The 21,483-nt window shown below is 64.7% G+C and carries 18 protein-coding genes and 1 tRNA gene; 13 read left to right on the top strand and 6 right to left on the bottom strand.

Annotated elements, in window-relative coordinates:
• The first annotated feature begins 118 nt into the window (after positions 1-118).
• Together BM052_RS14455 and folP are read left to right on the top strand one after the other, a co-directional pair.
• The gene (locus BM052_RS14455; RefSeq protein WP_091148029.1) at positions 119-1,252 is read left to right on the top strand and encodes a site-specific DNA-methyltransferase; all 1,134 of its coding nucleotides are present in this window, start codon (positions 119-121) and stop codon (positions 1,250-1,252) included.
• Positions 1,253-1,430: 178 nt separating this feature from the next.
• The gene (gene folP / locus BM052_RS14450; RefSeq protein WP_091148027.1) at positions 1,431-2,561 is read left to right on the top strand and encodes a dihydropteroate synthase; all 1,131 of its coding nucleotides are present in this window, start codon (positions 1,431-1,433) and stop codon (positions 2,559-2,561) included.
• A 154-nt stretch (positions 2,562-2,715) separates the two neighbouring features.
• On the opposite strand, the gene BM052_RS14445 is transcribed toward folP, so the two are convergent.
• Both BM052_RS14445 and BM052_RS14440 read right to left on the bottom strand, forming a co-directional pair.
• The gene (locus BM052_RS14445) at positions 2,716-4,893 is read right to left on the bottom strand and encodes a putative bifunctional diguanylate cyclase/phosphodiesterase (protein ID WP_255406160.1); all 2,178 of its coding nucleotides are present in this window, start codon (positions 4,891-4,893) and stop codon (positions 2,716-2,718) included.
• A 182-nt stretch (positions 4,894-5,075) separates the two neighbouring features.
• Positions 5,076-5,954 (bottom strand): ABC transporter permease, encoded by an 879-nt coding sequence (locus BM052_RS14440; protein ID WP_091148026.1) that lies wholly within the window; start codon positions 5,952-5,954, stop codon positions 5,076-5,078.
• Positions 5,955-6,049: 95 nt separating this feature from the next.
• Here BM052_RS14440 and BM052_RS14435 point away from each other — a divergent pair, with 95 nt between their 5' ends.
• The 5 genes from BM052_RS14435 to BM052_RS14420 all read left to right on the top strand — a co-directional run bounded on the left by BM052_RS14435 (position 6,050) and on the right by BM052_RS14420 (position 10,476).
• Positions 6,050-6,745: a GcrA family cell cycle regulator gene (locus tag BM052_RS14435; protein ID WP_091148024.1), complete on the top strand. Its 696-nt coding sequence runs from the start codon at positions 6,050-6,052 to the stop codon at positions 6,743-6,745.
• 7 nt (positions 6,746-6,752) lie between these two features.
• A complete protein-coding gene (locus BM052_RS14430) occupies positions 6,753-7,451 on the top strand; it encodes a peptidylprolyl isomerase (protein ID WP_369821543.1) in 699 nt (232 codons plus the stop codon).
• 212 nt (positions 7,452-7,663) lie between these two features.
• Positions 7,664-8,845, top strand: coding sequence for a GGDEF domain-containing protein (locus tag BM052_RS14425; RefSeq protein WP_255406158.1), 1,182 nt, complete (start codon positions 7,664-7,666; stop codon positions 8,843-8,845).
• A 32-nt stretch (positions 8,846-8,877) separates the two neighbouring features.
• The gene (locus tag BM052_RS19575) at positions 8,878-9,072 is read left to right on the top strand and encodes a hypothetical protein (RefSeq protein ID WP_143084857.1); all 195 of its coding nucleotides are present in this window, start codon (positions 8,878-8,880) and stop codon (positions 9,070-9,072) included.
• A gap of 123 nt (positions 9,073-9,195) precedes the next feature.
• Positions 9,196-10,476 (top strand): sensor domain-containing diguanylate cyclase, encoded by a 1,281-nt coding sequence (locus tag BM052_RS14420; protein ID WP_143084856.1) that lies wholly within the window; start codon positions 9,196-9,198, stop codon positions 10,474-10,476.
• 171 nt (positions 10,477-10,647) lie between these two features.
• Here BM052_RS14420 and BM052_RS14415 read toward each other — a convergent pair whose 3' ends face one another.
• Both BM052_RS14415 and BM052_RS14410 read right to left on the bottom strand, forming a co-directional pair.
• Positions 10,648-12,984, bottom strand: coding sequence for a TonB-dependent receptor (locus BM052_RS14415; protein ID WP_091148017.1), 2,337 nt, complete (start codon positions 12,982-12,984; stop codon positions 10,648-10,650).
• 239 nt (positions 12,985-13,223) lie between these two features.
• The gene (locus BM052_RS14410; protein WP_177198495.1) at positions 13,224-14,180 is read right to left on the bottom strand and encodes a helix-turn-helix domain-containing protein; all 957 of its coding nucleotides are present in this window, start codon (positions 14,178-14,180) and stop codon (positions 13,224-13,226) included.
• Between the two features lie 302 nt (positions 14,181-14,482).
• Between BM052_RS14410 and BM052_RS14405 the strand changes: the two genes are divergently transcribed.
• Positions 14,483-15,853 (top strand): aminomethyltransferase family protein, encoded by a 1,371-nt coding sequence (locus BM052_RS14405; RefSeq protein ID WP_091148015.1) that lies wholly within the window; start codon positions 14,483-14,485, stop codon positions 15,851-15,853.
• 96 nt (positions 15,854-15,949) lie between these two features.
• On the top strand, positions 15,950-17,323 hold the full coding sequence (locus tag BM052_RS14400) for a M28 family peptidase (RefSeq protein WP_091148013.1): 1,374 nt from the start codon (positions 15,950-15,952) through the stop codon (positions 17,321-17,323).
• A 27-nt stretch (positions 17,324-17,350) separates the two neighbouring features.
• Here the strand turns inward: BM052_RS14400 and BM052_RS14395 are convergent, their stop codons facing one another.
• Both BM052_RS14395 and msrA read right to left on the bottom strand, forming a co-directional pair.
• Entirely contained in the window at positions 17,351-18,136 is a 786-nt protein-coding gene (locus BM052_RS14395; RefSeq protein WP_091148012.1) for an SDR family NAD(P)-dependent oxidoreductase, read from the bottom strand.
• Positions 18,137-18,142: 6 nt separating this feature from the next.
• A complete protein-coding gene (gene msrA, locus BM052_RS14390; RefSeq protein WP_091148010.1) occupies positions 18,143-18,670 on the bottom strand; it encodes a peptide-methionine (S)-S-oxide reductase MsrA in 528 nt (175 codons plus the stop codon).
• Between the two features lie 120 nt (positions 18,671-18,790).
• Between msrA and BM052_RS14385 the strand changes: the two genes are divergently transcribed.
• The 4 genes from BM052_RS14385 (at position 18,791) to BM052_RS14370 (ending at position 21,147) form a co-directional block, all read left to right on the top strand.
• Positions 18,791-19,651, top strand: a complete 861-nt coding sequence (locus BM052_RS14385; protein ID WP_091148008.1) for a class I SAM-dependent methyltransferase — start codon at positions 18,791-18,793, stop codon at positions 19,649-19,651.
• Positions 19,652-19,664: 13 nt separating this feature from the next.
• Entirely contained in the window at positions 19,665-20,516 is an 852-nt protein-coding gene (gene aguB, locus BM052_RS14380) for an N-carbamoylputrescine amidase (protein ID WP_091148007.1), read from the top strand.
• A 15-nt stretch (positions 20,517-20,531) separates the two neighbouring features.
• Entirely contained in the window at positions 20,532-21,041 is a 510-nt protein-coding gene (gene folK / locus BM052_RS14375) for a 2-amino-4-hydroxy-6-hydroxymethyldihydropteridine diphosphokinase (protein ID WP_091148005.1), read from the top strand.
• A gap of 30 nt (positions 21,042-21,071) precedes the next feature.
• Positions 21,072-21,147, top strand: a tRNA-Lys gene (locus BM052_RS14370).
• Positions 21,148-21,483: the final 336 nt, after the last annotated feature.

The following is a 21,483-nucleotide window of genomic DNA, read 5'->3' as shown; positions in this document are numbered from 1 at the left end:
CCGAATGGATTCCGGAATCGCCAGGATTTCCTGCGAGTCGCGGCTTGACGTGGAGTCCGCGAGGACTCACCATGGCGTCAAATCAAAATTGTGCAGTCACGGTTTCATCGGAGCGATCATGGGGCAGGTACTCGTCAAGGAACGGCTTCGCGCGCGGGCGCCGGCGCCCACGCCGAAGGAACTGCTGCCGCTCGGCCGCATCATTCCGGGCGACTGCATAGAGGCGATGCGCACCATTCCCGACGCCAGCGTCGACATGGTCTTCGCCGATCCGCCCTACAACCTGCAATTGGGCGGCGACCTTTCCCGTCCCGACGGCAGCCATGTCGATGCTGTCACCGACGCGTGGGACAAGTTCTCCAGCTTCGCCGCCTACGACCAGTTCACCCGCGAATGGCTGGCCGAGGCGCGCCGGGTGCTCAAGCCCGAAGGCTCGATTTGGGTGATCGGATCGTACCACAACATCTTCCGCGTCGGCGCGATCATGCAGGACATGGGGTTCTGGATCCTCAACGATATCGTCTGGCGCAAGGCGAACCCGATGCCCAACTTCAAGGGCACGCGCTTCACCAATGCCCATGAAACGCTGATCTGGGCCTCGATGGGCGAGAAGGCGCGGTACACGTTCAACTACCGCGCGATGAAGACGCTCAATGACGAGCTGCAAATGCGGTCGGACTGGGTGCTGCCGATCTGCGGCGGGCAGGAACGGCTCAAGAAGGGCGGCCACAAGGTTCACCCGACGCAGAAGCCGGAGGCGCTGCTCTACCGCGTCATGCTGGCGACGACCAACAAGGGCGATGTCGTGCTCGATCCCTTCTTCGGGACCGGCACCACCGGCGCGGTCGCCAAGCGGCTGGGGCGCGACTGGATCGGCTGCGAGCGCGAGGGTAACTACCGCGAGGCGGCGATCGAACGCATCGAAATGGCGCTGCCGCTCGACGAATCCGCGCTCACGACCATGCAAAGCAGGCGCACCGCGCCTAAAGTGGCGTTCGGCACCCTGGTCGAGACCGGCTGGATCGCGCCGGGCACCCTGGTCATGGACAAGAAACGCCGTTTCGCGGCAACCGTGCGGGCCGACGGCTCGCTCGCGGCGGACGGTGCCAGCGGCTCGATCCATGGCCTGGGCGCCCAGGTGCAGGGGGCGCCATCGTGCAACGGCTGGACCTTCTGGCACATGGAGCACGAGGGCGAGATCAAGCCGCTCGACGCGATCCGCCAACTCTACCTGCTCGCGACGGAGCCGTGATAGCTTCTCATCAATGGCCGTTATCCTGAACTTCTTTCAGGATCCATCACTCAGGCAAACGAGGAGCGTAAGCAGATGCACTGCACTTGCCGTTTGCCGATCGGGTGGCCGACTTGGCGGCGCCATGGATGCTGAAACAGGTTCAGGATGACCAGGGAAGGGGTTAAGGACGCAGCTCATGACCCGCATGCTCTACATCCGCCCGATCGCCCTCGCCGAAAGTCCGCAGAGCGAGGAGGGAGAGGCCGTGCGGCTGGGCGGCGCGATGGTCTGGGCCAGCCGCTTTGCCCTGATCGTGCGCGAGGGCGGCAAGGTCGTTTCGCGGCGGCGCGTCGCGGTAGCCGGGATGCCCGCCGCGCTCGCGGCGCTCCCCGCCGATCTCGGCGCCGCGGGCGAGGCGCAGTGGGCGAACTTGCGTAAGGTCCACGCCCCGCTGCATCTTGCGTTGAATGGGGGCGGGACCCGCACCATCCGGCTCGACCAGCCGCAGGTCATGGGCATCCTCAACATGACGCCGGACAGCTTTTCCGACGGCGGCGAGTTCCTCGACAATCCGCGGATCGCCGGCGATCATGCTTCCGCCATGCTCGAAGCGGGGGCAGCGATCATCGACGTGGGCGGGGAATCGACTCGTCCCGGCGCCGCCGCGGTGTGGGAAGGCGATGAACTCAAGCGCGTGGTGCCGATGGTGGAGCGGCTCGCCGCGATGGGCGCGGCGATCAGCGTCGATACCCGCCGGCCCGCCGTGATGGAAGCGAGCCTGGCGGCCGGCGCGCACATCATCAACGACGTTTCCGCGCTGCGCTATGACCCGCGCAGCCTTGAACTCGCGGCATCCTCGGGCGCGCCGGTGGTGCTGATGCATGCGCCGGGCAGGGCCGACGACCTGCACGCGGACGGCGACTATACCGACGTCGTGCTCGACGTGTTCGACTGGCTGGCCGCGCGGCGCGACGAGGTGATCGCGGCCGGTGTCGCGCCGGGCCGCGTCGTGCTCGATCCCGGCATCGGCTTCGGCAAGTCGGTTTCCGAGAACCTGGCGCTGATGAACGCACTGCCGCTGTTCCACGCGCTGGGCCAGCCGCTGCTGGTGGGGGCCAGCCGCAAGCGCATGATCGGGGCCCTGTCCGGCGAAGCGCAGGCGCATCAGCGGCTGGGCGGTTCGATTGCGCTGGCGGTCAGGGCGATGGAGGCCGGCGCCCATATCCTGCGTGTCCACGATGTGCCAGAAACTGTCCAGGCCGCGCGCGTCTGGCGGGGCCTGCGCGATGCGGCACTGACCGATTTCGCGCAGCTCGCGGAAGCCTGATTGCGGAAGGTCTGACCAGACGTCCGCGGGACAGTACCAGGTCTCTTGCAGCGAGGCTCCCTCTCTTCGTCGTCGCGAGGCGCGCGCCTCCCGCTCGTCCTGCGCTGGTCGAAGCCTGGTGAAGGCGGCTGCTGGAAGCAGCCGCCTTCACATTCTAAGCGATCATCATCGGCGGGCTGCCTCCGGAAGGCAGCCGCGGCGTGGGTTGGAAATCTTGCAGCAACGCCGTGACTTGCTCGGCCGGCATCGGACGGGCGAGCAGGTAGCCCTGAATTTCGTGGCAACCCACCCGCCGCAGGAAAGCGTACTGTTCGTCCGTCTCGACGCCCTCGGCGGTCAATTGCAGGCCATTGGCGCTCGCGAGACTGACGATCGCCTCCACCAGCGCCGCCCCTGGCACGGTATTCACCGCGTGGACGAACGACCGGTCGATCTTGATGCGGTCGACCGCGATGTCACGGATGTGGCTGAGCGAGGAATAGCCGGTCCCGAAATCGTCGAGAGCACAAGTGATGCCCAGCTTGCGCAAGTCGCGCAGCGCCGTGGTGACTTCGCTGGAGGCCGCCATCAACGCGGTCTCGGTGATTTCGATTTCGAGCCGTTCCGCTTCCAGGCCGCTTTCGGCAAGCGCGCTGGTGACGCAATCGACGAACTTGCGGCTGCGGACCTGGATCGGCGAGGCGTTGACCGCGACGCGAAGGCCCGGCCAGGCCTTGGCATCCTCCACCGCGCGGCGCAGCACCCATTGCCCCAGCACCTCGATCAGCCCGGTTTCTTCGGCTGCCCGGATGAAGGCGTCCGGCGTGACGAGACCGTTTATGGGGTGCTGCCAGCGCAGCAGCGCTTCGACACCGGTGATGGCTCCCGTCCGTGCCGAGAAGACCGGTTGGTAGTGGATCCTCAACTGGCTGTCGCAGTCGGCCATCGCCTTGCGCAGTTCGCGATCCATCGCTTCGCGCGCACGCACGTCTTCGTCCATCTCGGGATCGAACAAGACGTAGCGGCTGCGCCCTTCCGCCTTGGCGCGGTAGAGCGCGATGTCCGCCTTGCGGGTCAGTTCCGTGCGGTCGAACCCGTGATCGGGGGCGATCGCGACGCCGATGCTGGCGCCGATGTAGGTCTGCGCGCCCGAGACGCTGAAAGGCAGTCCCAGCTGCGAGACGATGCGGGAACAGACGCCGTCGATCGCGACCTGGTCCGGCTCGCCGATCAGGACCGCGAATTCGTCGCCTCCCAGCCGGGCGACAACGTCATAGCCGCGCACTTCGGCGACGAGGCGGCGCGCGACTTGCTCGATCAGCAGATCGCCGGCGGGATGGCCCAGCGTATCGTTGACCTTCTTGAAGCGGTCGAGATCGATGAAAAGCAGGGCCAGCGGCGTGTTGTGTCGGCGCGAGCGGCCCAACGCTTCGTCGAACCGCTGTTCGAACATGGCACGGTTCGCCAGCCCGGTCAGGCCATCGTGCATCGCCTGATGCTGGGCCTGGAGACGGCTTTCGTCGAGATCGATGGTGCGGCTGGCGAGCCGGTTGGCCAGCATGCAGATCACCCCGATCGAAAGCAGGATGACCAGGGCCAGCACCGGCGCCATCATGATCGTTACCTGTTGGCCGGGCGCGAAGGGCCTCCATACCAGGTAGCCGATGACGTGCCGGCGGTGATCGAGCAACGCGACCGACGATTCGCCGCCGTCCGCGCCGTCCGCGATCTGGTAGCGTGCGTCGGCAAGGCCATATTGACTGCCGATCCGTGCGAAGAAGTCCTGGTCCAGGAAGACGATGCCGAGGTGGACGGCTTGGTCTTCGGGCTTTTCCTTGATGTTCCCGCTGTCCGAAAGGATCGGCTTGGCGCTGATGATTGCCGGGCGGCCACGCACTATGGCGAAATCGGCCTGCCCCGGAGACAGCATGGCGATATCTCCGTCGATCGTCTTGGGAATGACGTTGGTGTGGCGCAGCCTGGTCACCATCGGTCCCGCCACGTCCTCCACGGCGATGTAGTTTTCCGGAATGACCCGCTTGCCGCCGCGCATGGCGTAGATCGGCTGGCCGGTGGAGGTGAGGACATAGACTTCATCGAAGCCCGCGTATTCGTTGAACCAGATGCCCAGGTTGCGGTCCATCCATGCCATGTCGAGCGGACGTTTGTGCGCCTCGATCACGGCGGTGTCCCATATCGTCGTGGATTCCTGGGCATGGGCGATGCGCTCCATGCTCTGTTCGAGCACCAGCGTCACGATCGAGCGGTCACGCTGGTGGGCCATGCGATCGACCTCTCGCCCCGACCACAGGAGCATCGCGACGATCAATGCCGCGATGCTGAGAGCAGCCAATACGATGGGCGCCGTGAAGCTCGCCACCGGCGATTTGCGGATCGCGTTCTTTGTACGATGGCGAGACACGAGGAAACCGTAGGCGAAAGAAGGATTACATTCCGTTAATGCGCAATTCGGTCAGTTTCGTGGATGCGATCCGCGATTACGCAAGGGCCGTGCCCTCTCCGGGAGACCTGGTATCAGCCCTTCAGCCTCCAGCCCGAACGCAGGACCAGGTAGACGATCAGCGCCAGCACCGCGTTGAGCAGGCCAAGCCCCAGCGCGCTATGCAGCACCGCCAGGTTGGTATCGCCGATATCGCTGGCACCCAGGAAACCGAAGCGGAAGCCGGAGATCACGTAGAAGAACGGATTTGCGCGGCTAATCGCCTGGAATGCCGGGGTCAGGTTGTCGATCACATAGAATGTGCCCGACAGCAGCGAGAGCGGCGCGATCACGAAATTGGTGATCGCCGCGCTGTGATCGAACTTTTCCGCCCAGATCGAGGACAGGAAGCCCAACAGCGCCAGGAACACGGAGCCCATCAGGCCGAACCACGCCACCGCCCAGGGATGCGCCACCGACAAGTCGACCCCCGGCCACAGCAGCATCGCGCCCGCCAGCGCCAGCCCGACCAGCACCGCACGGGTGATGGCCGCGGCGACCATCGCCAGCATCAGTTCGCCTTCGCTGAGCGGGGGCATCAGGTAATCGATGATGGTGCCCTGGATCTTGCCGGAAAGGAACGAGAAGCTGGCGTTGGCGAAAGCATTCTGCATCATGCCCATCACGATCAGGCCCGGCGCCACGAATGTCGCGAAATTGACGCCCAGCACTTCGCGCCCGCCGCGCCCCAGCGCCACGGTGAAGATCACCAGGAACAGCAGGGTCGTGATCGCGGGAGCCCAGATGGTCTGGGTCTGTACCTTGAAGAAGCGCCGCACCTCCTTCATATAAAGGGTCTTGAGCCCCACCCAGTTGACCTGGCGGATCAAGGGCTCGCCCTTTGCCGGGAACCGGCGAGGCTGCGGTATCGCGCTGGGAGTCAACAGTTCGGTCGAATTTGTTTGATCGGCCATGGACCGGCGACTATCGGCTGCGGCCTTGCGAGGCAAGCGGGTGTCTGGAATTTCGGGGCGATTCTTTTCGCCTCACGCACAAAGATGGAACGGGAATGAGCTGGACGGACGAGCGGATCGAGAAGCTGACCAAGATGTGGGAAGGCGGGGCCACCGCCAGCCAGATCGCGGACGAGCTGGGCGGGGTGAGCCGCAACGCGGTGATCGGCAAGGCTCATCGCCTTGGCCTCAAGGCGCGCCCTTCGCCGGTCAAGGCGAACGAGAAGCCGGTGCGTCCGGTCGCCCCCGCTCCGAAGAAGGCCAAGCCGGCCAGCGACGCGCCGTTCGCCAGTGAGGCGGCGCCCCAGGTCGAACCGCCTGCGACCCGCGTGGCTGCGCCGGCTCCGGAAACCCCGGCTCCGCGTGCGGCGGAACCCGCTCCGGCTCCGGTGACGGAAAAGCCGGTCGTGGATCAGCCGCGCATCGTTTCGGTCGGCCCCGGCGGCTTCCTGCGCCAGGGCCCGGGGGACCAGCAGCAGCCGATCCCGCCCGCCCCGCCGCGCCGCCTGGTTCCTGCCAAGCCGAGCCCGGAAGTGGCGGGCAAGACCAGCCTGCTCGATCTCAACGATCGCATCTGCCGCTGGCCGATGGGCCATCCGGGCGAACCGGACTTCCACTTCTGCGGGGTGAAGGTGAACCCTGGCTTTCCCTATTGCGTCGAGCATTGCGGTCGCGCCTATCAGGCGCAGCTGCCGCGCGGCGCGCGCCGTCCTCCTCCGCCGCTGCCCTTCGGCGGCCCACGGGTGCGCTGAGCCGATGATGGCGGGGGTGCGTGGGGGCCGGCTGATCGCGGCGCTCGCCGCACTCTTCGCGCTGGTTCTCGCCGCGCCGCCCGGCGCGGCGCAGGATGCGGCCCGCCCCGCTGAATCCCGGCCGGTCGAGCACGTCTATGTTGCCCTGACGACGACCGCCGGTGTCATCACCCTGGATCTCGACAAGACTCACGCGCCGCTGACGACCGCCAACTTCCTCAAGTACGTCGACAGCAGGCGGATGGACGGGGCGGTGTTCTACCGCGCGATGCACCTGGGCTGGAGCGAAGAACCCGCCGGCCTGCTGCAAGGCGGCGTGCGCGATCCCGCCAGGCTGTTCCCGCCGGTCGCGCACGAACCGACCAGCCGGACCGGCATCCTGCACAAGGCCGGTGCCATTTCCATGGCCCGTTTCGCACCCGGCACGGCTACGGCGGACTTCACCATCCTGATTTCCGACATGCCCGCGCTCGACGCCGACCCACAGGCGCCGGGCGAAGATGCGCGCGCGGGGTTTGCCGCCTTCGGTCACGTCGCCGCCGGCATGGATGTGGTGCGCAAGATCTGGAACATGCCACGCTCGGCCACGGCCGGGGCAGGGGCGATGAAGGGCGACATGCTGGTGGACCCGATCAAGATCGTTTCGGCCCGCCGGATCGCCGTGCCGCCGCCCGTGGAAGCCTCAAGCCCGGAGCCCGCCCGATAGGCGCGACCGCCTCGACCGTCAGCCGGCCGCCGACGATTATTAACCATGTTCCTGAACTTCTGGCGCATCGATACGCAACATCGGCCCCCCGGCCGCGCTCATTTGTGCACACTTATGGAATTTGGTCGCTCGCCGGTCTTAAAATTGGCGGCGCGCGGCCGTTAACCGTAAACATGACGGCACATGATCCAAGCATGGCCCGGGGGGGCTTGATGCGGTGGCTCGGCTTCGGCGGGGGAAAGAACGATTCCCACGCCCCCGATGCCACCGGGGATGCTTCAAATTCGCGCGACGCACCCGAGCGCGGGGGGAACGACGCTTCGGCCGAATCGCCAGCCCGCTTGCCGGCAGTCTGCCCGCCGCCGGCGAACTCCAGTGAAGAGCGCCGCCGCGAGACCCTGGACGACATCACGCGCTTCCTGCTCGACAACAACTTGCCGATTTCCCCGTTCACGCTGGACACCGCCCACGACATCGTGACCGGCGCGAATCCCGTGCTCGCCGCACTTGTCGCCGCGCATGTCGAGGATGACCAGCCGGTAACGGTGCGGTGGCTGGAAGACGTGGTGCAGGCGCAGGAAACCGAGAACGGAGCCGCGCAGCTTCACGCGCTGATCCTGCGCCTCGAAACGACGGTCGACGAATTCGCGAATACGGCAAGCGTGGCGCGCACGGCCACCACCGATTACAATTCGGCACTGGAGGCCCACGTCGGCGATCTCGGAGCCATCGACAGCGGCGGCGGCAACGTGATCCAGCAGCTCACGACGCTCGCCCGCGACATGCTCAGCCGCACGCGCGAGGTCGCGCGCGAATTGACGCGTTCCGAACGCGAAACCCGCACCTTGCAGAAGCGCCTTGCCGATGCCCGCGCCGAGGCGGAGATCGATCACCTGACCGGTCTTCCCAACCGCCGCGCCTTCGAGGCGCGCTACAACGAAGAATACGCGGCGACGCGCGACAGCGGCGAACCGCTGTGCGTCGCCTTCTGCGACATCGACGAGTTCAAGCGCATCAACGACAATCATGGTCACGAAGCCGGCGATCGGGTGCTGCGGACCGTGGCGCAATCGCTTGCGACGATGTCCGATGAGAAGTGCCACGTCGCCCGCCACGGCGGTGAGGAGTTCGTCGTGTTGCTGCGCGACAAATTGATCGAGGAAGCCTGCGCGGTGATCGACGAGGCGCGCGAGATGATCGCCGCGCGCAGGCTCATCAACCGGTCCACCGATGTGCCGTTCGGCCGTATCACGCTTTCCGCCGGGGTGGCCGATGTCCACGCCTATCGCGACGCGCGCGAAGCCTTGCGTGCCGCCGACGATGCGCTGCTGCGGGCCAAGGACGCGGGGCGCAATCTCGTCCTCAAGGCGGATCCTCCCGATCATCCGGACTGAGCGCCATCCATCGCGACCGGGCACGGGCGCGAATGGACCGCGAAAGAACATTCCAGGGTAGAATACTTTCCACCCGCCCGACCCGCTTGCAAAATTCGCTCTTTCATGCGGCCACCGCGCAAGCGATCTGGCCGAGATCAGGCGGCAAATCGACACGCATCATTACCTTGGTCAGCTTTGCCGGGCTGTTCGCACAAATCATTCAATCGCCGAATTTTTCTTTATGACTACTAGTGCACATAACTTGCACTAACCGTGTCCATTGGTCGCTCTCCGGGCTTACACGTATATCCTTACGTTTTGTTAGGATTTTGGGTGTAGTCTCCATATCGAGAACAACCGGGTTGGAAGTGGTGGACACAGACGGCATCCTGGATCCCCTGAAGCGCTACAGGGCCGGTCGACGGCACGTACTGCACGTGGTGCAGGGCGTAAGCGTTGTCGCGGCAATCCTGTCGATCTTTCTGTCAGGCATGGAGGCCAAGCTTGCGAGCGGGATCGCCGCCGCCGCCGCGCTGCTGATTCTCGTCGTGGCGGTGCTGGCCAGCCAACGTGCCGTCAAACAGATGGACGAGAATTTGCGCCTGTTCGCCCAGGCCCGCGACACCGGCCGCCAGATCGAAGAACTCTTCGCCATGACCGACATGCTGCAGGCGGCCGAGGATCATGACGATGCCGGTGCCGTGCTGATGGCGACGGCGCAGCGGCTGCTGCCCGAACTCGGGGGCGCCCTATATGTCTTCAACAACTCCAGGGACCGGCTCGACCTTGCCAAGTCCTGGAGCCAGTCGGAGAGTCTGGAGCCGGCAAGCATCCTGCTTCCCGGCAATTGCTGGGCGCTCAAGCGCGGCAAGCCCCATCTCAACGATGCCAGCGTCGGCACGCTTTGCTGCATGCACCAGATCGGTTCGGCCGCGACGGTCGAAGTACCGATGATGGCGCGCGGCCAGGTCTTCGGCCTCCTGATCCTGTCTTACGATGGGCAGGACTCGTTCAATGAACTCAAGAAAATCCGCCGCGTTGCCCGGGCGCTCGCGGATTCGATGTCGCTCGCCCTGTCCAATATCGCCCTGCGCGAAAAGCTGCGCACACAGTCGCTGCGCGATCCGCTTACCGGCCTCTACAACCGCCGCTACACGGAAGACGCGCTGGACCGCTACATCAGCCTGGCCGAACGGACCGGCGGCGCGACATCGGTAGTCATGATCGACCTGGACAACTTCAAGCGCCTCAACGACGATCATGGCCATGCCAAGGGCGATGCGGTGCTGCGCGATGTCGCGGGCCAATTGGTCGGCGCGCTGCGGCCTTCCGACATCATCGCGCGCTATGGCGGCGAGGAGCTTATGGTCATCCTGCCCAATTGCGGGCTGGACGATGCCGCGACCAAGGCTGAAACCTTGCGCCTGAGGATCGAGAGCCTGTCCGAGGTTCACGGCGTGCCGATCAGCGCCTCGTTCGGCGTGGCCACGGTGCCGGAAACGTCGACGGCCGCCGCGGACGTCATCCCGATGGCTGATGCCGCGCTCTACACCGCGAAGAACGCGGGCAAGAACCGTATCGTCACCGCCGACAGGCGAGCGACGCGCGATGACAACAAGCCTGCTCCGCGCCTGACCGTAACGGCTTAATGGTAACCGCCCGTACCTCGACAACCGGGGCGGGCCGAAGCCTTGCCTTGGCGATACGGGACTGGCTCGCCCGGTTGTATACGGGGTCTCTCGGAATAAGACTCATCTCCTCCCTTCGTTGTTGCGAACCGCCGAAGGGAGGGGAAGAATAGCGGTCGATGAAACTCGGTATTACTGGAACCGGCGCTTGATCGAGAACATCACGCGGCGCGGTTCGCCGACGATGCCGACGGCCGCGAAGTAGGGCGCGCTAGGCTGCGCGTAGGCGGACTGGTAATAGAACTTGTCGGTGAGGTTGGTGACCGCGAGTTTGGCTTCCCAATCTTCGCTGTCGTTGCTCCACAGCAGGCTGGCGTTCAGCAGGGTGCGAGGTGTAAGCGATGAAGCGGCCACGTTGACGGCATCGCCTTCGACCCGAGAGCGATACGAGACGTCGAAACGCGGCGTGAGCGAGCCGGTGCCGCCCAAGTCCGCAGTGTACTGAATCCCGCCGGCTGCCGTCCATTTCGGCGTATAGACGTTGGTCATGTCGAGCGTGATGTTGGTTGCCGCGTTGATCCGCTTGTACTTGAAGTCGAGATAGCCGACCGACGCGTCGATGCTCAGTCCGTTGACGGGGCGGAGGCTCGCTTCGAGTTCGACGCCCTTGATGCGTGCGTCACCGACATTGGTGGACTGGTTGCAGGGCGCGCCGGGGAAGGGCGAAATCGAATCGCAGCGCTTCAGCTGGGCTTGCAGGTCCGTATAGTCGTTGAGGAAAGCCGACATGTTGAGCGTGAAACGGCGATCGAACAGCTGGCTCTTGAAGCCCACTTCATAGGCCGTCAGCTTTTCCGGCGCGTAGGGCAGGGCCTGGGTGGTGAAGAAGGGCCGGGGATTGACGCCGCCGCCCTTGTAGCCGGTGGAAACCTGGGCATAGGTCATGAAACCATCCGACCACGCGTAGTCCAGCCCAAGGCGGTAGTCCACGCGGTCACCCTTGTAGGAAACCGGGAAGTCCAGCAGTGCGCCAAGCAATGGGTGCGGTGAGCCGTTGGGATCGTAACGGTTGAACGTGAAGTCCTTCCTGTCATCCGTGTAACGCACCGCGGCGGTCAGGTTTAGCCCGGCCAAGGGGTGGAACACGGTGTGAAGGAAGGCCGACTTGGATTCGGTCTTGACCGGATCGCGGAACAGGATGTCGAGGTTGAGCCCGCCACCGCCGACAGCCAGGCCGCCGGGAATGTTCACGCGCCCGCCCGACGTGCCCGAGGCGTGATAGTAATAGCCGCCCAAGGTCCAGTCCACGAATTCGCCCAGATCGCCGCTCAGGCGCAGTTCCTGGGTGAACTGCTTGTGATCGAGCTTCCAGATCTGGTCGACGATGCTTGCCGGCGCGGCATCCTGGGTCGCGGAGAACGTGACGTTCGACGCGCGATAGGCGGTGATCGAGTCCAGCTTGAGATTGTCGCTGAGTTCGATGTTGAGCAGGTTGGTGACGCCCCAGGCATCGAGCGGGGTCGTATCGGGCATGACGAAAGCATGGCCCGCCGCCGAGCCGCCGGTCGGTCTCGAAATGTAATCCTCGTAGTTGGTGTAGCTGTGAGCGCCGGTGATGTAGTTGGCGGTTCCGGCCCAGAGCGCCGATTGCACCGTCGTCTTGGCTGCCGGGTTCTGCGAACGATCGCGCGTCACATCGACGATCAGCGTGTCCTTGACGCCATCGCTCGGCGTGAACAGCAGCGTGCCGCGCGCGGTGAAGACGCGCTTGCCGCCCTGTTCGCCGATCTTGCAGCTGACGTCGGTGCGCTGCGTTCCATTGGCGAAATTGCCGGTCGCGCAGGCATAGTCGAGCCGCGTCATGTAACCGTCGCTGTACTGGGCACCTGCCGCGACGCGAGCATAGAGCTTGCCGTCGATCAGCGTCAGGTTACCCGCCGCGCGGCCGTAGAGCGAATTGCGCGATCCATAGCCCACTTCCATGTAGCCGTTCGTATCGGGCCCGGGACGCGTGCTGTAGAGCTTGACCGAACCGCCGATCGAGTTTTTGCCGGCAAGCGTGCCCTGCGGACCGCGCAGCACTTCGACCCGGTCCACGTCGAGGAGGTCGAACACCGAACCGGTGAGAACCCCGAAATAGACGTCGTCGACATACATGCCGACCCCCGGCTCGACGGCGAAATGCGGGTCGCTCTGGCCCACGCCGCGGATGAAGATCGCGGCCATGCCGCCGAAGTTTCCAGCGTTGCCCGAAAGCTGCACGTTGGGCGCCAGGTTCGCGGCGCCGGTAATGTCGGTCGCACCCTTCTGGGCCAGCGTGTCGCCGCTGATCGCCGAAATCGCCAACGGCGTATCCTGCACCGACTGGGCGCGGAACTGTGCCGTCACCACGATCTCGTTGCCGGTAACGGTATCGTTCGTGGAATCGTCCCCGGCCGGTCGCGACTGCGCCGCCACGCTGGTCGCAAACGACACGGCAATCCCGGCAACAGATGCCGTTGCGAGTAATAGCTTGGACTTGATTTTCATGTTGGGTCCCCTCCCATTATACGAGGCGGCTTAAGCCACAGCCTTCGTTGACGAGGTTACCGGGGTAACTCGTGCACTTCTTGCACCGGTGCGACTTCGAGTTGGACCAACACGACATTGCTTGCCTATATGGGCTTGCCAAATGACTTTGGTGGTATCGTGCGGCGTTTCGGGGATGCCGCGGGCAGGCCTGGGCGTGGCGGCGGGAATATCCGCCGATGCCGCGCGGCACGGGGATGCTATCGCGGCGTCTGCGAACCGCGATGATGCTTGGGCGAGCAGCCGAAACGCCGTGCGAATGCTCGGCTGAAATGGCTGGCATCGTTGAACCCGACCGCGAACGCCACGGCGGTGATTCCGCCGGAACCACGGTCCGGCATCGCGGCTATCATTTCCGCCGCGCGATCCAGGCGCCGGTCCTGGATGAAGCGCCTCGGCGTCGTCCCGTACTCGATGAACGCGCGCTGCAATTGCCTCATGCTTACGCCGATGCCGCGCGCAAGCTCGCCCACGTTGAGATCGGGATCGTCAAGATGCCGCATTGCGAACCCGATCGCTTCGCGCCGGACACTGGATGAAGCCTTCTGCCCGGCAAGCACTTCATCGATTTGCGACGAGTCGAAAATCAGCTTCAGCACGTCCGCCAGGATATCCTGGAGCGACGGCTGCCAGGGCCCGTCCGGCTCCGCCAGGATCGCTTCGCGGCAGGAATGGATGATCGAGGCGGCCAGGCGGACCGGGACCATTTCGGATCTGAGATGACGGCCGAGCATGCGTTCCGGATCGGCGATTTTCGATGCCACTTCGACGAAGGGAATCTTGACGAGCGTCAGATGCGTATCCTGTGTCGAGCAGTTGCTCCACGGTTTGGCCAGATCGCGCACGACGATGTCGCCTTCGTTCAATTCAGCCGACCAATTGTCTTGCGAGACCGTGCAACTGCCCCGTTCGGCCAGTGTGATGACGAACGAATCGCGATCGGGCGCGGCCCAACCGCCGATATGCGAAGCGGAACTCCTGGCCGAGGCCGGCGTCGTTTCTATGAAGACAAGCCCCACCCGGCCGATCTCCACACGCTGCATCCGGGCCTTGAATTCCTGCTGGTTCAGTGGATCGACCCGCAGTTCCGACAGGGTGTCGCTGCCCAGTTCGTTCCAACGCCTGATGCGTTGTGGCGGCGGGACCGAACTGGTCACAAACTCATGCCAACTGGCTTGCATCGTCTGCAGAGCCTCTCCTTCAGCCAAATTGTGGTTTTGGCGATGTTATCGGCATGGATTGTTAACCGCGTCGCCCGGAACCAGCAAGCGCCCTGTCACCAGGCCTGGAAAATGGTCTCCGAGCCGCGTGAGGGCATGGCAAAAGGCGCGGCGCCTTGCGTCCGGTTGTCGCGTTCGTCCGATAGGATGTCGCATCCAACAAAGAATGCCCGTCGATTGTGGGTTACCGATTCCATCAACAAGCCAGTGGCGAAAGCCGGCCAGTATGGGAGGACGGAATGTCGAAGGGTTCACTCCAGGAGAAGATCGATCAGTGCGGCGGTCCGCTCGCCATGATGCGCAATTCGCAGACCGGGCCCTATGCATTCCCGATTCCGGCCGAGTATTCCAACTGGCGCGAGGAACAGCGTGCCTGGCGGGACGGCGTCGCCTTGATGGATCAATCATTCCACATGACCGATCTCTACGTGGAGGGCCGCGACGTCATGGAGTTCGTATCCCGGCTGGCGGTGAACACCTTCAAGAACTTCGGCGACAGCAAGGCCAAGCAGTTCATCGCCTGCGCGGATGACGGCCATCTCATCGGCGACATGATTATTTTCGGCCTGAGCGAGAATCAGGTGAACATCGTCGGGCGTCCGACCGTGGCCAACTGGATCGAATACCAGGCCAGCAAGACCGATCTTGATGTCCGCTGCGATCGTGACGAGCGGACCTTGCAGAACACCAAGCCGCGCAAGACTTTCCGCTTCGAAGTGCAGGGCCCCCGTGCCTGGGCATTGCTTGAGAAGCTGAACGGCGGGCCGATCGAGCAGCCCAGGTTCTTCCAGATGGATTCGATCGAGGTTGCCGGTCGCCGCTTCCGATCGCTGCGCCACGGAATGGGCGGGGCGCCCGGTCTCGAATTCTGGGGGCCGGTCGAACTCTACGACGAGATCAAGGCAACCGTCCTCGATGCGGGCAAGGAGTTCGGCCTGCTTCAGGTCGGCGCACGCGCCTACGGCAGCGCGGCGGTGGACTCGGGCTGGCTGCCATGCCCGATGCCGGCGATCTACTCGAACGAAGCCATGCGCGAATACCGCGAATGGCTGCCGGCCGCGAGCTTCGATGGAATCGCCTCGCTGGGCGGAAGCTTCGTATCGGACAAGATCGAAGACTACTATTTCACGCCATGGGAACTGGACTATGGCCGCCTTATCAAGTTCGATCATGACTTCATGGGCCGCGCGGCACTTGAAGGCATGACCGGGGACCGGCACCGCAAGAAGGTGTCGATCGTTCTCGATCCCGACGACGTTACCGCGATCTATCGCAGCCAGATGGAGCCGGGCAAGAACGGCAAGGCCATGGAAGTGCCGACCGCGCACTATGCCGCCTATCCCTATGACGCGGTGCTGGATGCCCAGGAAAACCTCGTCGGGGTTTCCACATATACCGCGTTCCTCGCGCCCGATGGCGCCTGGGTGGCCCTTGCGGTTGTCGACGAAGCGCATGCCGCCGAAGGCAGCCGGGTGACGATCGTCTGGGGCGAGCCCAACGGTGGGTCCCATCGCCCCACGGTCGAACGCCACCGCCAGATGGAAATCCGCGGGACGATATCGAGCTGGCCTTTTTCGAAGCTGGCGCAAACGGGTTACCGGGCCGCCTGACCGAGTTCGTATCCCAGGGCGAGGGCGCTGCGGAACCGACGCACGCCTGAGCAATGGCCGGTTGGCAAGCGGCCGCCAAGCGGTTAGGCTTTGACCATGCTGCGCAAATCCCCCCAGGCGGCGCTGCTTGCCGCCATTGCCTTCGCCCCCTTTGCCGTCCCCGCCGCCGCGACGCCCGCCCAGGGCACCGGCGTCGCCTGGAACATCGTGGAGGAACTCACTACCGAGATCGGCCCGCGCCCCGCCGGTTCCCCGGCCGAGGGTCGCGCCCGGGACTGGGGGGCCGAGAAGCTGAAGGCGCTCGGTTTCCAGAACGTGCGGATAGAGGACTTCAAGACGCTGGCCTGGCAGCGCGGGGAGGAGCACGCGCGGCTGACCGCGCCTTACGAACAGCCGCTGGCGATCACCGCGCTCGGCTATTCGGTGCCCACGCCAAAGGGCGGGCTCAAGGCCGAACTGGTCTATTTCCCGACACTGGCCGCGCTCGAAGCCGCGCCGGACGGTTCACTCAAGGGCAAGGTCGCCTTCATCGACCATGCCATGCGCCGCGCGCAGGACGGTTCGGGCTATGGCCCTTATGGCGACGTGCGCCGCAAGGGGCCCTCGGTCGCCGCGAAAAAAGGAGCGGCCGGCGTCGTCATCCGCTCGGTCGGCACCGACGGCCACCGCAATCCGCACACCGGCGTGACGGTCTGGGACAAGGGCGTGACGCCGATCCCGGCGGGCGCGGTCTCCAATCCGGACGCGGATCTGATCGCCCGGATCACCGGACGCGGATCGATGCGTATCGACATGACATTGATGGGCAAGCCGTTTCCGGATGCGCCCTCGGGCAACGTGGTGGCGGAACTGCCGGGGCGGGATCCTGCGCTGCCGATCATCCTGGCCGGCTGCCATCTCGATTCCTGGGATCTGGGCACCGGCGCGATCGACGATGGGGCTGGCTGCGCGATCGTCGCCGCCGCCGCGCTGGCGGCGCAGCAAGGCGGCCAGACCCTACGCACGATCCGTGTCCTGTGGGCGGGCAACGAGGAAATGGGCTTGGCCGACGGTGGCGGCGCTCACTACCTGAAGCTTCACGGCAGCGAACCGCACGCCATCGCCATGGAAAGCGATTTCGGCGCCGATCGCGTCTGGCAGATCAAATTCTCGGGCGCGCCGGAGAACAAGGAACTGGCAGACAAGGTGAACGCTGCGCTCTGGCCCATGGGTATCGTCCCGCATCCCGGGCCCGCCGATGGCGGCGCCGACGTCGGGCCGATCATCGCGGCCCAGCATCTGACCGTGATCGATCTGGGGCAGGACGGCACGCGTTATTTCGACCTGCACCACACACCCGACGACACGCTCGACAAGATCGATCCGGCGGCGCTGCAGCAGAATGTCGATGCATGGGCCGCCGTGCTCAAGATAATCGCCAACGAACCCGGCGATATCGGCAAGGCCGCGCAGGACTCGGACAGGCACTGAGGAAAAAGCGCCCGGTTCTTTTCCCGTTCAGGCGATAGTAGGAAGAATACCGCCCTCAACGCGGATCGCCGCACCGTTGGTGGCAGCGCCAAGGGGGCTTGCGAGCAAGGCGACCTGGGCGGCAATTTCTTCGGGATCGATCAGGCGGCGGATCAGCGAGAGCGGGCGCATCTTGGCGAAGAACTCCGCCTCGCGTTCGGTTTCGGGCGCATCCTTGTTATCGACCACCGAACGGATGAACTCGACGATCCCTTCCGAGCGCGTCGGTCCGGGCATGACCGAATTGACGGTAACGCCGGTGCCGCGCGTCTGTTCGGCAAGGCCGCGGGATATGGCGAGCTGCGCGGTCTTGGTCATGCCGTAGTGGATCATCTCGCCCGGGATCATCAGCGCGCTTTCGCTGGCGATGAAGATCACCCGGCCCCAGCCGGAGGCGAGCATCTTCGGGAAATAGTGGCGGGCGAGGCGGGCTCCGCTCACGACATTGACTTCGAAGAAGTTGTGCCAATCGGCATCGGTGATTTCGGCGAAGGGCTTGGCCTCGTAGATGCCGAGGTTGTTGACGAGGATATCGACTTCGGGAACCGCCGCGATGAGCGTTTCGGCGCCTTCGGCCGTCGCGGGGTCGGCAAGGAGCGCGCGTGCCTTGCCCAGGGCCGCGACCTTGACTTCGGCCGCGTCCAGCTTTTCCCGGTTGCGGCCGCAGATAACCACCTCGACGCCCTCGGCGGCAAGCCGCTCGGCAATGGCAAGGCCGATTCCGGCGGTCGATCCGGTAACGAGAGCGGTCTTGCCGGTGAGGCTCAGATCCATGTGGTGCTACGCCTTTACCTTGTCCTGGAAGCTCTTTCGCAGCTTCATCAGCTTGGGCGGAATTACCGCCAGGCAGTATGGATTGCGCTGGCCTTCGCCTTCCCAGTATTCCTGGTGATAGTCCTCCGCCGGATACCACTGCGCCGGACCTTCGATGGTGGTGACGGCCGTGCCGTCATGCTCCGTGTTCCAGCGCGCGACGGCCGCCGCGGCCTCGGTCCGCTGGGCCTCGTCAAGCGGGAAGATCGCCGAGCGGTATTGCGTGCCCACGTCATTGCCCTGGCGGTTGAGCTGCGTGGGGTCGTGCGTGCCCATGAAGACGTCAAGCACGTCGGCGTAGGAGATGACTTGTGGATCGTAAGTCACCTTGATCGCCTCTGCATGGCCCGTGGTCCCGGAGCATACCTGCTTGTAGGTGGGGTCCGGCGCCGAACCGCCGATGTAGCCGCTTTCCACTTCGCTCACGCCGATCACGTCGCGAAACACCGCTTCGGTGCACCAGAAGCATCCGCCTGCCACGATTGCCGTTTCCATTGTCTCAAATGTCCTCAAGCCGGGGAATTGTCGTTAGATAGGTACACTTGTCCGGCTTGTCATTGGCGCGTGTGCGTCTAGGTTCGCAGCGTCCGTCCCGCCCCATCCGGAGACTCGCCCATGCGCCGCATCCTGTTCGCCCTCTCGTCCCTGCTCGGCCTGATGTCCGCTCCCATGGCCGCCACCGCCGGGGAGGCGGCGGCCGAAAGGGAAGCGTGCAAGGGCTGCGAGGCCTTGCTCGAACTCGCCGCTGCCAATCCCTTGCGCAAGGAGGACAAGGTCCGCGACAAGTATCGCCATCCGGTGGATACCTTGACGTTCTTCGGCGTCGGGCCGCTGATGAAAGTGGGCGAATATGCGCCCGGCGGCGAATGGTATTCGCGCCTGCTCGGGCTCTACCTGGGGCCGCAGGGGCATCTGGTCGGCCTCTATTTCGATCCCGACAGCGGCGCCTTCAAGCCGGAAACCCAGGAAGGCATCCGCAAGGGCGCGGCGAACTACCCCGCCGATGTCGCCAGGTTCACCGGCATGCCGGCGGAACGGTTTTCCGCCTTCACCCTGGGCGCCGTCCCTGAAGCGGAGAAGGGCACCTTCGATCGTATCCTGGTGATCCGCATGATGCACAACCTGATGCGCTGGAACATCGCCGACAGCGAGGTCGAGAGCATGCGCGAGCTGCTCAAGCCGGGCGGCCTGCTGGGCATCGTCCAGCACCGGGCGAAGCCGGACGCACCCTATTCCTACGCCGATGGCAGCAAGGGCTACCTGCGCGAGGCGGATCTTATCAAGTTCATGGAAGTGAACGGCTTCGAACTGGTCGACAAATCGGAAATCAACGTCAATCCCAAGGACAGCGCGGACTGGCCCGCCGGCGTCTGGACCCTGCCGCCGACGCTGACGCTCAAGGACCAGGACAGGGACAAGTACCTGGCGGTGGGCGAAAGCGACCGGATGACGCTTCTGTTCCGCAAGCGGGACTGATAGAGCCCGGCGCATGACCGAAATCACCGTTGCCGCGCTGCAGCTCGCGCTCGGCTCCCTGGACGAGCGCGAGAACATCGCGGCGGTTTCCACGCTGGTGGAACAAGCGGCGGGCCAGGGCGCGCGGATCGTCCTGCCGCCGGAGCTGTTCTCCGGCCCTTATTTCTGCAAGACCGAGGAAGAGGAACTTTTCGCGCTCGCCCGGCCGACCGCCGAGCATCCCTCGGTCGTCGCCATGCGGGCGCTGGCGGCCGGGCTGAAGGTGGCGATCCCCACCAGCTTCTTCGAGCGGGACGGCCATCACTATTACAACACCCTCGCCATGATCGGTCCCGATGGCGAGATCATGGGCACCTATCGCAAGAGCCACATTCCCGATGGTCCGGGCTATGAGGAAAAGTACTACTTCCGCCCGGGCAACGACGGCTTCAAGGTCTGGGATCTGTTCGGCACCCGGGTCGGCGTCGGCGTGTGCTGGGACCAATGGTATCCCGAATGCGCACGGGTGATGGCGCTGATGGGGGCCGAACTGCTGTTCTATCCCACCGCGATCGGCTCCGAGCCCTATGACGCCGGGCTCGATACCAGCCGCATGTGGCGCCGGGCCATGCAAGGCCATGCGGTGTCGAACTGCATGCCCGTGATCGCCGCCAACCGCATCGGCGTGGAAGACGGGCAGGCCTTCTACGGCCATTCCTTCATCACCGACGAATGGGGAGACCTTCTCGCGCGGTTCGGCGAGGAAGAGACCGGCGTACTGATCGCCACCCTCGATCTTGCCCGGGCGGCGAAGCACCGGGCCGGCATGGGCTTCTTCCGCGATCGCCGCCCGCAGCTCTACACGCGCATCGCGCAGGACATCTGAAGGGGGCAGGGGACAATGGGCAGGCACCGTTATCTCGTGGCCCTGGGCTCCAACATGCGCCATCCGCGCCACGGCTCCCCCCGCGCGGTGATAGCCGCCGCGATCGAGGCGCTGGACCACGGCAAGCTGGAAGTGCTCGCCGCCTCGAAAGTGATCGCCACGCCGCCGCTGGGCCCCTCGCGCCGCCGCTATGCCAATGCCGTCGCCGTGGTGCGTTGCAAACGCGAGCCCGACAAGGTTCTGCGCAAATTGCACAAGATCGAGCATCGGTTCGGACGCAGGCGAACCGGCCAGGGCTGGCGCGCGCGCGTGCTCGACCTCGATATCGTGCTGTGGAACGGCGGCGCCTGGACGAGCGATGACGGCGAGGTCAGCCTGGTCATCCCGCACCCGGCCTTTCGCGAACGCCGTTTCGTGCTGGAACCCGCCACGCAAATCGCCGGAGCCTGGCGCGATCCGCTGACCGGCTTGACCATCCGGCACCTATCAGCCCGCTTGACCAAGCCTCGTCCGATCCCTAGGTGACGCCCTTCCGCAGCCGGGATACGGCATCGGGGGCCCTTAGCTCAGTCGGTAGAGCAACTGACTTTTAATCAGTAGGTCGCTGGTTCGAACCCAGCAGGGCTCACCATATAACTACCTGAAAATAGAGAATTGATCGGATACGACGGTCGAAAGCTCGCGGTGGTTGCGGCGATGGACGGGAACCGTCATCCGTGTCCGTCCTTGATGCGAACGATATGCTGCCATCTGGCCGGTGTTGGCCGGGTGACACCAGGTATCCAGTTCTCCGCACGTCTGTCCAAAAAGCGCCTCGAGATCAGAACGCATCAAGCCCTCCAATCCCTGGCAAAGTCTGAAGGGGGGTATTGAATCCCAAAGGTAATCCCCCGGCTATGCCGGGGAGACCATCATAGTTTGACGTATCCGGGAACCCATCGCGACATTTGCTTTCGTGAGCCGCCAA

The organism is Novosphingobium sp. CF614 (genome assembly GCF_900113255.1).
Classification (GTDB): domain Bacteria; phylum Pseudomonadota; class Alphaproteobacteria; order Sphingomonadales; family Sphingomonadaceae; genus Novosphingobium.
Note: the sequence above shows the minus strand (reverse complement) of the source record. Positions and strands in the feature narration are given on the sequence as shown.